At 55.1% G+C, this 14,255-nt stretch carries 13 protein-coding genes; 5 read left to right on the top strand and 8 right to left on the bottom strand.

The window, feature by feature from the left end; genetic code table 11:
- The first annotated feature begins 42 nt into the window (after positions 1–42).
- Positions 43–852, top strand: coding sequence for an IclR family transcriptional regulator (locus NIZ92_RS13075; RefSeq protein WP_035272592.1), 810 nt, complete (start codon positions 43–45; stop codon positions 850–852).
- Positions 853–948: 96 nt separating this feature from the next.
- Here NIZ92_RS13075 and NIZ92_RS13080 read toward each other — a convergent pair whose 3' ends face one another.
- The 6 genes from NIZ92_RS13080 to NIZ92_RS13105 form a co-directional block, all read right to left on the bottom strand.
- Positions 949–1,560: a DUF2239 family protein gene (locus tag NIZ92_RS13080; protein ID WP_254002086.1), complete on the bottom strand. Its 612-nt coding sequence runs from the start codon at positions 1,558–1,560 to the stop codon at positions 949–951.
- A 372-nt stretch (positions 1,561–1,932) separates the two neighbouring features.
- Entirely contained in the window at positions 1,933–2,856 is a 924-nt protein-coding gene (gene thpD / locus NIZ92_RS13085) for an ectoine hydroxylase (RefSeq protein WP_035272589.1), read from the bottom strand.
- Between the two features lie 18 nt (positions 2,857–2,874).
- Positions 2,875–3,267, bottom strand: coding sequence for an ectoine synthase (locus NIZ92_RS13090; RefSeq protein ID WP_009456191.1), 393 nt, complete (start codon positions 3,265–3,267; stop codon positions 2,875–2,877).
- The gene (gene ectB / locus NIZ92_RS13095; RefSeq protein ID WP_009456189.1) at positions 3,267–4,574 is read right to left on the bottom strand and encodes a diaminobutyrate--2-oxoglutarate transaminase; all 1,308 of its coding nucleotides are present in this window, start codon (positions 4,572–4,574) and stop codon (positions 3,267–3,269) included. The genes NIZ92_RS13090 and ectB overlap by 1 nt, the downstream gene beginning before the upstream one ends.
- Positions 4,575–4,671: 97 nt before the next feature.
- Complete coding sequence (gene ectA / locus NIZ92_RS13100; protein ID WP_026483035.1) at positions 4,672–5,229, bottom strand: diaminobutyrate acetyltransferase; 558 nt, start codon at positions 5,227–5,229, stop codon at positions 4,672–4,674.
- Entirely contained in the window at positions 5,226–5,753 is a 528-nt protein-coding gene (locus NIZ92_RS13105; RefSeq protein WP_226349440.1) for a MarR family winged helix-turn-helix transcriptional regulator, read from the bottom strand. Before NIZ92_RS13105 ends, ectA begins: the two co-directional genes overlap by 4 nt.
- 427 nt (positions 5,754–6,180) lie before the next feature.
- Here NIZ92_RS13105 and yddG point away from each other — a divergent pair, with 427 nt between their 5' ends.
- Complete coding sequence (yddG, locus tag NIZ92_RS13110; RefSeq protein WP_254002087.1) at positions 6,181–7,092, top strand: aromatic amino acid DMT transporter YddG; 912 nt, start codon at positions 6,181–6,183, stop codon at positions 7,090–7,092.
- A gap of 162 nt (positions 7,093–7,254) precedes the next feature.
- On the opposite strand, the gene tldD is transcribed toward yddG, so the two are convergent.
- Positions 7,255–8,715 (bottom strand): metalloprotease TldD, encoded by a 1,461-nt coding sequence (gene tldD / locus NIZ92_RS13115; RefSeq protein ID WP_226349441.1) that lies wholly within the window; start codon positions 8,713–8,715, stop codon positions 7,255–7,257.
- A gap of 528 nt (positions 8,716–9,243) precedes the next feature.
- On the opposite strand from tldD, the gene NIZ92_RS13120 reads away from it, so the two are divergent.
- Entirely contained in the window at positions 9,244–9,591 is a 348-nt protein-coding gene (locus NIZ92_RS13120; RefSeq protein WP_009456182.1) for an H-NS family nucleoid-associated regulatory protein, read from the top strand.
- A gap of 95 nt (positions 9,592–9,686) precedes the next feature.
- Here NIZ92_RS13120 and NIZ92_RS13125 read toward each other — a convergent pair whose 3' ends face one another.
- Positions 9,687–10,334, bottom strand: a complete 648-nt coding sequence (locus tag NIZ92_RS13125) for a DUF4136 domain-containing protein (protein ID WP_026483038.1) — start codon at positions 10,332–10,334, stop codon at positions 9,687–9,689.
- 163 nt (positions 10,335–10,497) lie between these two features.
- On the opposite strand from NIZ92_RS13125, the gene pepN reads away from it, so the two are divergent.
- Both pepN and NIZ92_RS13135 read left to right on the top strand, forming a co-directional pair.
- Positions 10,498–13,176 carry an aminopeptidase N gene (gene pepN, locus NIZ92_RS13130; RefSeq protein ID WP_254002088.1) on the top strand — a complete coding sequence of 893 codons (2,679 nt, stop codon included), beginning with the start codon at positions 10,498–10,500 and terminating at the stop codon, positions 13,174–13,176.
- The gene (locus NIZ92_RS13135; protein WP_009456167.1) at positions 13,173–14,198 is read left to right on the top strand and encodes a class 1 fructose-bisphosphatase; all 1,026 of its coding nucleotides are present in this window, start codon (positions 13,173–13,175) and stop codon (positions 14,196–14,198) included. Before pepN ends, NIZ92_RS13135 begins: the two co-directional genes overlap by 4 nt.
- The last annotated feature ends 57 nt before the right edge of the window (positions 14,199–14,255 follow it).

A 14,255-nucleotide genomic window follows, 5' to 3' on the forward strand; every position in this document is an offset into this window, starting at 1 on the left:
CCACATCAACTAAACCGCTGTGACCAATACCCAAGAGAACTTATGAGTACGACTTTGCCGGCACAACAAAACTACACCGTGCCAGGACTGGAGCGTGGCCTGCGCTTGTTGTTCGAATTCAACCGGAACGAGCAGACTTTGACGGCGCCGGAACTAGCCAAAAGACTGGAGCTTCCCCGCACCACCACTTTCAGATTATTGGCGACACTGGAAAATCTGGGCTTTGTACAGCGCGTGGAAGGTGGCCATACGTATAAATTGGGCATGGCCATTTTGCGACTGGGGTTTGAGTATTTGGCTTCTCTGGAGCTGACTCAATTAGGGACACCGATTCTGGAGCGCGTACGTGATCAAACCGGGCTCTCGTGCAACTTGGCGATTCAAGATGAACATAGCGCCGTCATCATTAGCAAAGTGGCCGCCCCCACCCCATTTGTCAGCACCGTACATGTAGGTACCCGTTTGCCGCTGCATGCCACCCTGCTGGGGCGAGTGCTGTTAAGTGATATGAAACCGGCGGATTTGCTGCAGCTGTACCCAGAAAACACACTGCCCAGATTTTCTGAGCGGACTCCTACGACCACGGATATGCTGTACGAACTCATCCGCCAAGATGCCGAGCGTGGCTATGGTTACGACGAAGGGTATTTTGAGCCTGAAGTAGGAAGTGCAGCTGTCCCGATACGCAATAAGCAGGGGCATATCGTAGCCGCACTGGGTGTGACGATTCCGGTCAGTTACTTGCGCTCCGGCAAACTGGACACCTCGTCTTTAGTCAATACTGTGCGCACCGCTGCAACAGAACTGTCCCAACTACTGGGTTATCACAGCAGCGAGTCTTCGACCAGATAGGCCATCCAGGCAGAGCTTGAAGGCCGCATAGACCTCTCCCTCCGCAGACCCGGCTTCAAGTGGGATTAACAGAGGGAGAGGATACTTTTTTAAGCTTTATTGCACCTCAAATGCATCGACATCTTTAACCAGCTTGATAGCATGCTCCCGCACATCTTCCGGCCAGCCAGCCAGCAGGGTTTTGAAGCGCTCCAGCTCATCAGCAAACAAGGCTCGCATCGCTTCCTCAAAGCCAGGCAAATCACCACCGATTGCCGTCATGAAGTTATAGGCTCGTTCCTGCGCCTGGCGACGCTGATCTTTGGCGGCGCTGGCACGGCGAGCTTCTTCAACCAGTTTGCGTAGCGCAACCGATGCCCCTCCGGGTTGAGTCGCCAGCCAATCCCAATGTCGTGGCAACAAGGTCACTTCACGAGGAATCACGCCCAGCTTAGGGCGACCACGGCCGCGTGGAGCTTCTTCCTCTGTCTGCTCGACCTCTACTTCAGGAGCATCCACTGGCGCATAGCGTTGCGCCAGCTCTTCGTCCGTCCCTTGGGTGTTCACATCCACAAAACGGCCTGTCACATCGTCAAAGATCAGCACGGGATCGTTAACCCCGCTCTCCAGCACTTTCTTCACGGCTAGCACATTGGTCAGCATGGGACCGGACGCGATACGGCGGTGGCCCATAAAGCTGGTGTAAGTATTGGGGTAAGTCGTTTTCATGTCAAAACCAGAGCTTCAAGTAAGAAGGCTCTATTTTTACCCGGATGATATTAATTCGTCAATATTACCCGGGTAGAAATAAGCGATTGTTGCTAATTGGGTGCATTAACACAGTTGATCCTGTCCAGCAGCCATCACAAGGACTCCTGGACATGCCGAGTCATATCTGATGAGCATCTCCGATAACTGCTTTTCCGGACGCCGGCCAATCAGTACGGTGCAGACCCGTCATTTACCAACGCCCGCCCCCAGACGCTGGCCGCTCCCCTCTTCTTCACAATCCTGAGCCCACAAAAAAACGCCCCCTGAAATAAATCCAGGGAGCGTCTTATCCGGCCAGGTCTGCGCACAAGGCGCAGACCTTCTTTCTGCCTAGGACTCCAGCAGCGGTCCGTTCAACGGCGTCAGGACAGGGAACTGCCCGCGAGTGGCCACATGCGCAGGACGGGGTGTCAGCCCTTGCTTGGGATCACCCACGCAGTTTTCCACGCTGTTATAGACCGTAAACACATTGGCTCGTGGCCAAGGCGAGATATTGCTGGCCGAGCCATGCAAGGTATTGCAGTCAAAAAAGATCACCGAACCGGCCTTGGCAGTAATGGCTTCAATACCCCCCTGATCCACCAGCAAACGCAGGCTGATCGGATCGGGTACGCCATACTCCTGCTTGCGCAAGGACTCCTTGTAATGGTTGTCCGGTGTCTGCCCTGTGCAAGAGATGAACTGGCGGTGCGAACCCGGCACCAGCATCAAGGGGCCATTGCACACATTATTGTCAGTCAACAGCACCGAGCAGCTTAAGGCGCGCATTTGCGGCATGCCATCTTCGATATGCCAGGTCTCGAAATCCGAATGCCAGTAAAACTCCTTGCCGGTAAAGCCCGGTTTCAGGTTGGCACGGGACTGATGCACATACACCTCCGAGCCCAGAATCTGACGAGCCACATCCAGTACGCGCGGATCGCGCACCAGGCGGGCAATCAGCTCGCTTAACTCATGCACACGAAAGATCGAGCGCACGGCCTGACTGCCCTTTTCCACCACCGCTTCTTCACGCGACAAGATGCCGGGATCGGTGCTCATGGCTTCCACATTGCCCAGCAAGGCTTGCACTTCCTGCGCATTGAACAAATCAGGCAGCAGCAAAAAGCCATTGTCCTCGTACTCCCGCAGCTGGGACTTGTTCAAAGGCTGGCTACCTACCGGATCCGGATACACCACCGGCTCCTGGCGGCTGACGATGGCCGCCGTTCGTTCTGTACGGGATGTGTACAGATCGCTCATGGTCACTGTCATCATGCTCTCCTTAGGTCTTCAGTCTTCCACGATGGCTGGGTAAACCCCTTTCTCATCGTGAACTTCCTGACCGGTCAGGGGCGGATTGAACACGCAGATCACTCGCAGCGGCTCTTTGCCACCGCGCAGATAGTGTTCATCGTGCTGGTCCAGGGCATAAACTACGCCTGGGCCTAAATCGTATTTCTTGCCGTCGGCAACGGTTTCGATTTCGCCATCGCCCTCGATGCACCACACCGCTTCCAGATGATTCTGGTAGTGGATGTGGGTTTCGGTGCCAGGAAAAATAACGGTTTCATGAAAGGAAAAACCCATGCCGTCTTTCTTGAGCAAAACACGGCGGCTGACCCAGGTGTCTGTGCGCACCTCGTCACGGGTTCCAATCACATCTTGTACGTTCTTGACCAACATTAGCGTGCTCCTCCAATCTTCAGAATCTTGGCCTGGCTGCCGCGCTTGGACAGGCACTGGGCCACGCTGCGTTCAATAATGTCCAGGCCTTGAGTCAGCTCTTCATTGCTGATCGTCAGGGCAGGCAGCAGCTTCAGAACTTCGTCGTGGGCGCCCGAGGTTTCAATCACCAGACCTTGCTTGAAAGCCTGTGCAGCAATTTCATTGGCCAGACCGGCACCGGGCGGCGTCACCAGGCCCTGGATCAGGCCGCGACCGCGTACGCTCAAACCACGATCTGGATAGCTGTGCACCAGGTTTTCCAGCCAGTCGCGCACTTGACGCTCCTTACCCTGGATCTCGGCTTCAAAGTCCTCGTTGGCCCAGTAGCTTTCCAGAGCTTGAGCCGCAGTCACGAAAGCCAGGTTATTGCCACGGAAGGTGCCGTTATGGGCGCTGGGTTTCCATACGTCCAGTTCAGGACGCAACAAAACCAAAGACATGGGCAAGCCAAAACCGGACAAGGATTTGGACAAGGTGATGATGTCAGGGCTGATACCGGCCTGCTCGAAGCTGAAGAAACGGCCCGTGCGACCACAACCGACCTGAATGTCATCGACAATCAGCAGCATGTCGTGCTCGCGGCACAGACGTTGCAGTTCACGCAGCCAGCGCTGTGTAGCAACGTTCACGCCCCCTTCACCTTGCACGGTTTCCACGATGACCGCGGCAGGATGGTCCAGACCACTGCTGGGGTCTTCCAGCAAGCGCTCCAGATAAGCCATCGTATTGACGTCCGGTCCCAAGTAGCCGTCATAGGGCATGAACGAGGTATTGCCCAGGGCCACACCCGCTGCACTACGAAACTTGGAGTTCGCCGTCACTGCCAGGGAACCCGTGCTGACGCCGTGGAAACCGTGCGTAAAGGAAATCACATTCTGGCGACCCTTGACCTGGCGTGCCAGTTTTAACGCCGCCTCCACGGCATTGGTGCCGGTGGGCCCCGTAAACTGCAAGCGGTAGTCCCACCCGCGCGGTTTGAGCAGCACTTTGTCCACCGTTTCAAGAAAGTATTTCTTGGCGCTGGTGGCCATGTCCAAACCGTGTACCAAGCCGTCGGTGTTCAGGTATTCAATCAGCTTTTCTTTCAGATGGGGATTGTTATGCCCATAGTTGAGCGTACCGGCTCCACTGAAAAAATCGATGTATTGCCTGCCTGACTCGTCCTCCAAAACCGAGCCTCGGGCTTTGTTGAAAATGACCGGGAAGGACCGGACGTAGCCCCTTACTTCAGACTCCATCCGGTCGAATATTTTTAAATCAGTCATATTTCCTCTCCTGGTTATAGAACGGCGTGTCTTGAGCCGACAAACAACAATCAGCGAACCAGACCGGCTCTACCGTTCATTTGCGTAAAGTCCCCTCTTATCCAGAGTCCAAGGGGCCGATTCGTAATAGAGGTTCTGCCTCGTGAGCCTGTGCGGCAAACAAGGCGGTATCAAAGAATTCCTGTTCCTGCATGGGGGCGCCCCAACGCCGGGCCATGGCCGCAAACAGGCCACGCGAAGCCCGGTTACCGGGGCTGACCGTCGTTTCCAGATAGCGCAAGGAACGGCCACGCAGACGCTGTCGCAGATGCTCCAGCATGGCCTGCCCCAGACGACGCCCACGGGCGCGCTCATGCACGGCCACTTGCCACACAAAGAGCACATCAGGACGGTCGGGGAGAAAGTAGGCAGAGATGAAACCGTCTATTTGTTCCCCACGCTGCGCGACAACGCAGGTCTGGGAAAAGTGCTCGCTGAGCAGCAAATAGAGATATTCAGAATTCAGATCCAGTGGCGGGCTATCGGCAATCAGCTGATGGATTGCGGCCGCATCACGCAACAGGGGCGCACGCAGTATCAGCGCCGGGTCACTGGGGGCAGGATCGGCGGCAGTGATGCTGCCTGCCGAGCTGCCCGGACTAGGTCGGTCCGTCAAACCACCAACCCGGATTCGGGGGGTACATCCCCTTCCGGGACCTCAAGAATAGGCGAGGCCGCATCGTCGGCCTCCAGCACAACATCCGGGTCAGCATCGAGCAAGCGCACAATGCGCTCCAGGGACAAGGTCATGGTGGCCTGTTCCAGCTCGGGCAACTCTTTCAAGGCGTCCGACAACTTCTTTTGCAAGGGGGACGGCGTATCGCGTGCCAGGGTCTCCCCTTCTGGTGTCGCACTGACAAATACAATGCGTCGATCTTCACGACCACGCTCGCGCAGCACCAGCTTCTTGTCTTCCAGGCGGTCCAGAATACCAACCACGGTGCTGGGGCTGACGTGCATTTCGCGGCTGATGGCCGTGGCCGTCAACGGGCCTTTTTCGATAATGGTGCGCAGGCAGATCAACTGGGGCGCGGTGATATTGCTGTACGCCGACAGCTGCCTGGAATGCAGGGCAATCGAGCGCGTGATCTGGCGCAAAGCCCGCAAAATTCGTAAATCGTAGTGTTGATCTGTGGTCATTTAATTAGCCAAACAAAATAATTCAGCACGATTAATTCGTGTTGAAATGATATGCCTAGAAAAGATTCAAGTCAAACCGATTTACACTCAAAATCATAGAGAGCATAAACAAGAGGTTCTGACTCAAAGTCCAAAAAAATGTAAGTACCCTGGCTTACGGGGTCGGACCAGCAAGGCGCAGAAAATACCCTGCCTGCCCCCCTTTTCGCCGTGAGTGGCTCGAGCCGACACGCCGCTTACAGTAAACTGCCACGAGCCCTTGCCGTGGGGGCCTGTCGGTTTTCACTCAAGACCGGGTGTGCCGCGTCACAGCCCTGCTTGCAAACCGGCACAGCCTGATACAAACCCGGTCCATTAACCCATAAGTCTCTTGGCCAAGTAAAGCCTGCTGCTGTTCTCGCCGTGCCTTGCAGACACTGAAACCCGCATGAAGCAATCTGATAAGGCAACCCTGATTGGTCTGATCGCCATTGTTCTTTGGAGCATGATTGTCGGCCTGATACGCAGCGTCAGCGACTACCTGGGTGCGACTGGCGGCGCCGCACTGATCTACACCCTGGCCTCTGTCTTTCTTCTTTTATCGCTTAGCTGGGTACGCTTGCGCGACTTTCCGCGCCGCTACCTTATCTGGGGCAGCGTTCTGTTCGTCTGCTATGAGCTGTGCCTGGCTCTGTCCATTGGCTACGCCCACAACAGCCAGCAAGCGATTGAAGTGGGAATGGTTAATTATCTGTGGCCCACCTTTACCATCGTGGCCGCTATTTTGTTCAACAAGCAAAGAGCCAACTGGCTGATCGCACCTGGCCTGCTTTTGTCCATGATGGGTATCAGCTGGATTCTGGGCGGTGAGCAAGGCTTGAGTCTGCACGGCATCTGGCTGAATGTGCAGGACAACCCCTTGAGCTACGGCCTGGCCTTTAGTGGCGCACTGATCTGGGCGGGCTACAGCACCATGACTGCACGCATCGGCCAGGGCAAAAATGGCATTACCTTGTTTTTCATGCTGACAGCCACCGTCTTGTGGATGAAATATCTAGGCCAAGGAGCACCTGCAATGACCTTTACCCTTCCAGCACTGATCTACTTGCTTCTGGCGGCCATGGCGATGGGCTTTGGCTATGCGGCCTGGAACGTGGGTATTTTGCACGGCAATGTCACCATACTGGCCGGCGCCTCCTACTTCATTCCAGTATTGTCAGCCGCCCTGTCTACTTTTTTGCTGCAGGCTCCCTTGACGCCCAGCTTCTGGCAAGGCTCGGCCATGGTGTGTTCGGGCGCCTTGTTGTGCTGGCTGGCCATCCGGGTCCGCAAACCCAGGCCAACGAAAAGTGCTACCTGAAAAACCATATTCATTAATCCGGGCACGGCTGTGCCTGATGAGCAAAAATCAAAATTAAATTCTATTTGCTGCACTGCAATAAAAGCAGCATAAAAAAACCGCCCAACCTTGAATTAAGGGGGGCGGTTCTTTTTATCTATTTTGATTAGCCAGCAAATTAAATCAGGCGGTTCCACCTACGGTCAGATTTTCCATCCGCACGGTAGGAATACCGACTCCAACCGGAACGCTTTGACCTTCTTTACCACAAGTCCCCACTCCTGAATCCAACTGCATGTCATTACCGATCATGCTGATTTGGTTCATGGCATCGGGGCCGCTACCAATCAAAGTGGCACCTTTGACGGGATACATCAGTTTGCCGTTTTCAATCACCCAGGCTTCCGAGGCCGAGAAAACAAACTTACCGCTAGTAATATCGACCTGGCCGCCACCGAAGTCTACGGCATATAAACCCTTTTTAACCGAGGCAATAATTTCCTGAGGGTCTTTATCGCCACCCAACATAAAGGTGTTGGTCATGCGTGGCAAAGGAAGGCTGGCGTAGGACTCGCGTCGACCGTTGCCCGTAATGGCAGCGCCCATCAGACGCGCATTATGGGTGTCTTGCAAATAGCCTTTCAAAATACCGTCTTCAATCAAGACGGTACGTTGTGTGGCATTGCCCTCATCATCCATATTCAAGGAGCCACGGCGGTTTTCCAGAGTGCCATCGTCAATGACGGTCACGCCCTTGGACGCCACGCGCTGGCCAATACGACCCGAGAACAGGCTGCTGCCACGACGGTTAAAGTCCCCTTCCAAACCGTGGCCCACGGCTTCGTGCAGCATGACCCCTGGCCAACCTGGGCCCAGAACCACCGTCATCTGACCGGCAGGCGCAGGTTTGGCTTCAAGATTCGTCATGGCCGAACGCACGGCCTTATCCACGTAGCTGCGCAGCATATCGTCGGAGAAGTAGGACAGATCAACCCGTCCACCACCTGCCGCCGAGCCGCGTTCACGGCGGCCATTTTGTTCAACAATGACCGACAAGGACAAATGCACCAAGGGGCGTACATCGGCGGCCAGACGACCATCGCTACCGGCCACCAGCACGACATCGTATTCCGCACCCAGACTGGCCATGACCTGCACCACGCGCGGGTCCGCTGCACGAGCCAAGGCATCCAGTCGCCCCAACAGGGCTACTTTGTCAGGAGCAGGCAGGCTGGCAATAGGGTCTGTGCCCGTATACAAGGTGGGGCGCTGCGTGTCGGCTGGCACCAAAATGCCGCTTTTGCCTGAACCGCCCTGGCGGGCAATCGAGCGCACCACACGGGCCGAAGACAGCAAAGCCTCGGGGCTGAGGGAATCCGAATAGGCAAAGGCGGTTTTCTCGCCACTTAATGCGCGCACACCCACGCCCTGCTCAATGGAAAAGCTGCCGCTTTTGACGATTCCTTCGTCCAGCGCCCAGCCTTCGCTGCGGGTGTACTGAAAATACAGGTCGGCATAGTCAGCCTGATGGGTGAAGATCTCACCGAGCGCGCCGGACAAATGGCTTTCATTCAAGCCCCAGGGCTCAAGCAACAGTCCACGGGCGCATTCCAGGGCATTGATAGCCGGATCAACTAACTTCATCGTTTATTCCTACTGACAGATCCCCGGCAAACCCATGGCTGCAAGGGACGAAAATGGGTACCAAAAGACGTGCTGACATCAACTTGGCTTCCGTCCATCTGAGCATTAAAACAGAATGTGCCCCCGTATGCGATGCCGACGTACTGATCGGGCAGTTTCCTGGCTTTCAGAACCATGAATCAGCCTGTTGAACTAATAGGTTCAAAAATTCCAATTACGACATTTTCTGATACGGAATTAAAACTATTTTAAAATCTTCCTAATTAGAAACCCACCTATATGGTTTTGATATAAACCCATTCAAATTCATGATAACCCCTGATTAGATTAAATAATCAAGAGCCATTGAATTGTCTAATGACCTTAAATAATTACAAAAACCAAACACCTTTTTCATTAAGCGTTTATTTTTTATCCAAACCACTTATCTTTTCAAGAAAATCAAAGTACACTGTTTTCGCATGATAAACACGAGCTTGTACAGGCAGGGTTTATCAGATAACTACAATCATGAAACAGGAATCCCATATGTCAGTCGAAACTTACAGCTCCGCGAAGCAAAAGATAGAAAAAGAGATTCTGCGTCTGCAAAAGCAGATGAAATCTCTTCGAGTCAAACAGCGTCGTCCTGTCATCGCGTCTATCGTCAAGTCCATGCAAGATAACGAGATCACGATTGAAGAAGTCGCTGAAGCGCTGGAAAATTCCGCCCGCCGCGGCGCTGGTGCTGGTTCCAACGGCCCTAAAACCAGCCTGCCTCCAAAATACCGCCACCCCGGCACCCAGGACACCTGGACGGGCCGTGGCCGCCCACCACGCTGGATTATCGATGCTGAAGCCAATGGTCGCAGCCGTGAAGAGTTCCTTATCAAATAAGTTTTGGGAACCAAACAAAAGAAAGGGACCGCTTGAAAAAGCGGTCCCTTTCTTATTGATATAAATCCCCTACATAATGCCGGGGTTCTGGCGACTCAATCCCGAGCTAATGGATATCGGATATCAATCACTTGTCCATTATTACCCGGGAAACCATCAAATATGGCCTGGGACAAAAACGGCATCTGCTGGTCCAGGTTGTCGGAATGGCTATAAGACACGGCGGTGGCGCGATACACTTCTGCGCCCGAGTTTTGATTATCTGTAATGATTACATTTAGATAATTTTTATACACAGTGACAGGAACATTCACTACATTCGGAGAATAAAAGAAACCTCCGCCCCAACCATCATTTGGCGCATAATAGCCGCGCCCGATTCCCCACGCCGATGGACCGTAAAAACTATCTGCAAATTGAGGCACCCAGCTTTGTTCTTGCGGATTGCCATAATCCATTTGCACCACAAAACGCGCAGACTTCAGATCCGCTGCTTGCACCAGTCCGGTCACACCAATAGAGGCCCGTACAGAATCTGCAAAAGACTGGTATTGCAGACTACTGCTTTTGTCCGGCGAGGACTTGATGTAATAGGTATCGCCACTGGTCGCCGTGGGCCATTGCTGATAACGCGTCAATTTGGCGGACCAGCTAGGCGCAGCGCAAGCCGTGGTCAAAACCGCCAATACCAGGCTCATCAGGCGTAGGGCGCGCCAGGAAAACCCTTCAGAAAATAACGTCATAGTTTCACCCTTGCTTGTTTTTCGCTTGCACGTTCAAGCCCGATTAATGGCAGCGCCGTAGCGCCGACGAACAATTAGTTTACTGCCTGTTTCTGGCGTCCAGTGTGGGCGTTCAAACAACATTACAATAGACCATCTTTTTCGATTGTCGGACCAGGATCACATGCGCACAGACACCTTACCTACGATCTCCCGCCACGATTACCAGCCCTACCCTTATCAAATAGATAAGGTACGGCTAGAATTTGATTTGGCGGCCGAGCAAACCTTGGTTCGTCTGGCTTTTCGAGCCAGCAGCCGGGACGGCCAGATCCGCCCCCTGGTACTGGATGGCGAAGACATTGAACTGCTTGAAGTCAGCCTCAACGGGGTCGCCCTGACCACCCAGGATTACCAGCTTGATGAACAGGGCCTGACGCTCGCGCCCCAGACCGCAGAATGTGATCTGGTGCTGGTAAGCCGTTGCCGCCCCCAAGACAACACCATGCTGATGGGCTTGTATGTCTCGGGCCAGAACCTGTTTACCCAATGTGAAGCCCAGGGCTTTCGTCGTATTACCTTCTTCCCGGACCGTCCTGATGTGATGTCCCGTTATGAAGTGGTCCTGCGCGGCGATGCCAAGCTCTACCCTTATCTGCTGTCCAACGGCAATTTGCTGGAAAGCACTACGCTGGACGATGGACGCAGCCAGGCCATTTGGGAAGACCCATTTCCAAAGCCTTCTTATTTATTTGCACTGGTTGCTGGCGACTTTGATGTGCGCGAACGCGAAATCAAAAAAGCCAATGGCCAGCCTGCCCTATTGCAGGTTTATTGCGATCGTGGTGACGGCGATAAAACAGAATGGGCCATGGAATGCCTGGAACATTCGGTACGCTGGGATGAGCAACGTTTTGGGCTGGAACTGGATCTGGACCGCTTCATGATTGTGGCCGCTCGCGACTTCAATATGGGCGCGATGGAAAACAAGGGCCTGAACATCTTTAATGCCGCCTACGTGCTGGCCGATGCACAAAGCACTACCGATGCGTCCTTTCACGCCGTGGAAGCAGTTATTGGCCATGAGTACTTCCATAACTGGACCGGCAACCGCGTCACTTGCCGCGACTGGTTCCAGCTATCCCTGAAAGAAGGTCTGACGGTTTTCCGCGATCAGGAGTTTTCGGCCGACATGCTGGCTCAAGGGCTGGACGGCGCTCAAGCCGCCAGCGCCCGCGCCGTCAAACGCATTGATGATGTCAGCGTCCTGCGCGCGGCCCAGTTCCCTGAAGATGCCGGCCCAATGGCTCACCCCATCCGCCCCGAGAGCTATCAGGAAATCAGCAACTTTTACACCGCCACAATTTACGAGAAAGGTGCGGAAGTCATTCGCATGCAGCACACCTTGCTGGGTGAAGAAAACTTCCAGGCTGGTATTCGTGAGTACTTCAAGCGCCATGACGGCCAGGCAGTCACTTGCGACGATTTCGTGGACAGCATGGACAGCGTGTATCGCCAGGTCAAACCCGGCCAGAGCCTGGAACAGTTCCGCCGCTGGTATCAGCAAGCGGGAACGCCACGCGTTCAGGTCAGCCTGCAGCACGACCCTGCCACTCAAACCGCTACGCTGACCCTGCGTCAAAGCAATGCGCCCGCCGGGATCGAAAACAAATCCACACCCAAGCCACCTTTGCACATCCCCTTTGCCTTGGGCATGCTGGATCAGCAAGGCGCACCACTGACCCTGCACCTGGATGGTCAGCAAGGCGATACGCTGGTACTGGATTTCACGCAAGCCGAACAAAGCTGGACCTTCACGCAGATTCCTGAGGCGCCCGTCCTATCCTTGTTGCGCAATTTCTCTGCGCCTGTGCGGGTGGACTACTACCGTCCGGATTCCGAGCTGGCCTTGCTGGCCCGTCACGACGCGGATCCATTTGCACGTTGGGAAGCGGCTCAACTGCTAGCGACCCGTCTGATCTTGTCCTCGGCATCGGGACGCACACCGTCGGCCGCACAATTGGCGACCGTGGTGCAAACCTGGCATGCGCTGGTACAAGACCCGGCCTTGAGCCCTGCTTACAAGGCGCGCATCCTGTCCCTGCCCAGCGAGCGCGAATTGCTGGAACAAACCAAGCCCATGACCCCGCGCGCCGTGGTTCAGGCCCGTCGTCAGCTGCAACGTGAGCTGGGCCTGGCCCTGACTCCCTACTGGCAGGAACTGTATCAGTACCTGAGCCTGGAACAAGCCCCGTACAGCCCCGACGCCTTGCAGGCTGGCCAGCGCTCCTTGCGCAATCTGGCCCTGAATTACCTGCTGGTTGCCGGTGTGAATACCGGCCCGCAGTTGGCACGCAATCAATACGATCAGGCCACCAATATGACTGATCGCATGGGTGCCTTGAGCGCTCTGGTGAATTACGGTGACCAAGAGGATCGTCAAGACGGCCTGGATGACTTTTTCCAGCGCTGGCAGGACAATCCTCTGGTGCTGGACCGCTGGTTCAGCTTGCAGGCCACCGCCCCCAGCACACAAGTTGCCCAGGTGCGCGCCCTGATGCTGCATCCCGCTTTCTCGATGCGCAATCCCAACCGCGCCCGCTCTCTGATTTTCCAGTTCTGCATGAATAATATGCAGGCTGTACACACGCCGGAAGGCTATGCCTTCTGGGCTGAGCAAGTCATTGCCCTGGACAAGCTCAACCCGGAAATCTCTGCCCGTCTGGCCCGTGTGTTTGATAACTGGGCCCGCTTTGAACCCGAAGCCCGCGACCTGCTCAAGGCAGCGCTGGAGCGTATTCAGGCCGAACCTGGCCTGTCGGGCAATGTGGCCGAAATCGTACATAAAGCATTAACTCTTTGACCTCGGAGTCTGTCTTGAAGAAAAACCTTACTCAGTATCTGGTGGAGCAACAGCGCCAGAAGAAAACGGTCACCGCCGACGTGCGCCTGCTGCTGGAAACAGTGGCTCGCGCATGCAAGGCCATTGGCCATGCCGTCAGCAAAGGAGCGCTGGGCGGCGTTCTGGGTTCTCTGGACTCCGAGAATGTCCAGGGCGAAGTTCAGAAAAAGCTGGATGTGCTGTCCAACGAAATCCTGCTGGAAGCCAATGAATGGGGCGGTAACCTGGCGGCCATGGCCTCCGAGGAAATGGATACCCTGCACCGCATTCCCGACTACTACCCCAAGGGCGAAAACCTGCTCTTGTTCGATCCGCTGGATGGCTCGTCCAATATTGACGTGAACGTGTCCATCGGCACGATCTTCTCGGTCCTGAGCGTCCCACCTGAAGCACGTGATCGCGTCATCGAAGAGCAAGACTTCCTGCAACCCGGCGTGCGTCAGGTTGCCGCCGGCTATGCCATTTACGGCCCGCAAACCATGCTGGTCCTGACTGTCGGTGACGGCGTCGCCGCCTTCACTCTGGACAAGGAAATGGGCTCCTGGGTGCTGACCACCGAGCGCATCACCATCCCCGAGGACACCTCTGAGTTCGCCATCAATATGTCCAATATGCGTCACTGGGAAGCCCCGGTAAAACGCTATATCGACGACTGCCTGGCTGGCCCGGACGGCCCACTGGGCAAAAACTACAATATGCGCTGGATCGCCTCCATGGTGGCCGATGTACACCGCATCCTGACCCGTGGCGGTATCTTCATGTACCCGCGCGATGCCCGTGCCTCCGGTCGCAAGGGCAAGCTGCGTTTGATGTACGAAGCCAACCCCATGAGCTTCCTGGTCGAGCAGGCCGGAGGCATGTCGATTGACGGTACACAGCGTATTCTGGACGTGCAACCTACCGAGCTGCACCAGCGCATTGGCGTGATTCTGGGTTCGCGCAATGAAGTCGAGCGCGTGCGTCAGTACCACGAGCAAGGCTGATTCCTGTCCGCTGAATCTCAGCGGCTGCCGCACTGCTAAATAAAAATGGCCTCCGCT

This window comes from Alcaligenes sp. 1735tsa3, from assembly GCF_024134565.1.
Classification (GTDB): domain Bacteria; phylum Pseudomonadota; class Gammaproteobacteria; order Burkholderiales; family Burkholderiaceae_B; genus Alcaligenes; species Alcaligenes phenolicus.

Coding starts and splice junctions, on each gene's coding strand:
- yddG (WP_254002087.1), top strand. CDS start 6,181: ATGAAGCAATCTGATAAGGCAACCCTGATTGGTCTGATCGCCATTGTT.
- NIZ92_RS13125 (WP_026483038.1), bottom strand. CDS start 10,334: ATGACGTTATTTTCTGAAGGGTTTTCCTGGCGCGCCCTACGCCTGATG.
- NIZ92_RS13120 (WP_009456182.1), top strand. CDS start 9,244: ATGTCAGTCGAAACTTACAGCTCCGCGAAGCAAAAGATAGAAAAAGAG.
- tldD (WP_226349441.1), bottom strand. CDS start 8,715: ATGAAGTTAGTTGATCCGGCTATCAATGCCCTGGAATGCGCCCGTGGA.
- NIZ92_RS13090 (WP_009456191.1), bottom strand. CDS start 3,267: ATGTTGGTCAAGAACGTACAAGATGTGATTGGAACCCGTGACGAGGTG.
- thpD (WP_035272589.1), bottom strand. CDS start 2,856: ATGACAGTGACCATGAGCGATCTGTACACATCCCGTACAGAACGAACG.
- NIZ92_RS13075 (WP_035272592.1), top strand. CDS start 43: ATGAGTACGACTTTGCCGGCACAACAAAACTACACCGTGCCAGGACTG.
- pepN (WP_254002088.1), top strand. CDS start 10,498: ATGCGCACAGACACCTTACCTACGATCTCCCGCCACGATTACCAGCCC.
- ectB (WP_009456189.1), bottom strand. CDS start 4,574: ATGACTGATTTAAAAATATTCGACCGGATGGAGTCTGAAGTAAGGGGC.
- NIZ92_RS13080 (WP_254002086.1), bottom strand. CDS start 1,560: ATGAAAACGACTTACCCCAATACTTACACCAGCTTTATGGGCCACCGC.
- NIZ92_RS13105 (WP_226349440.1), bottom strand. CDS start 5,753: ATGACCACAGATCAACACTACGATTTACGAATTTTGCGGGCTTTGCGC.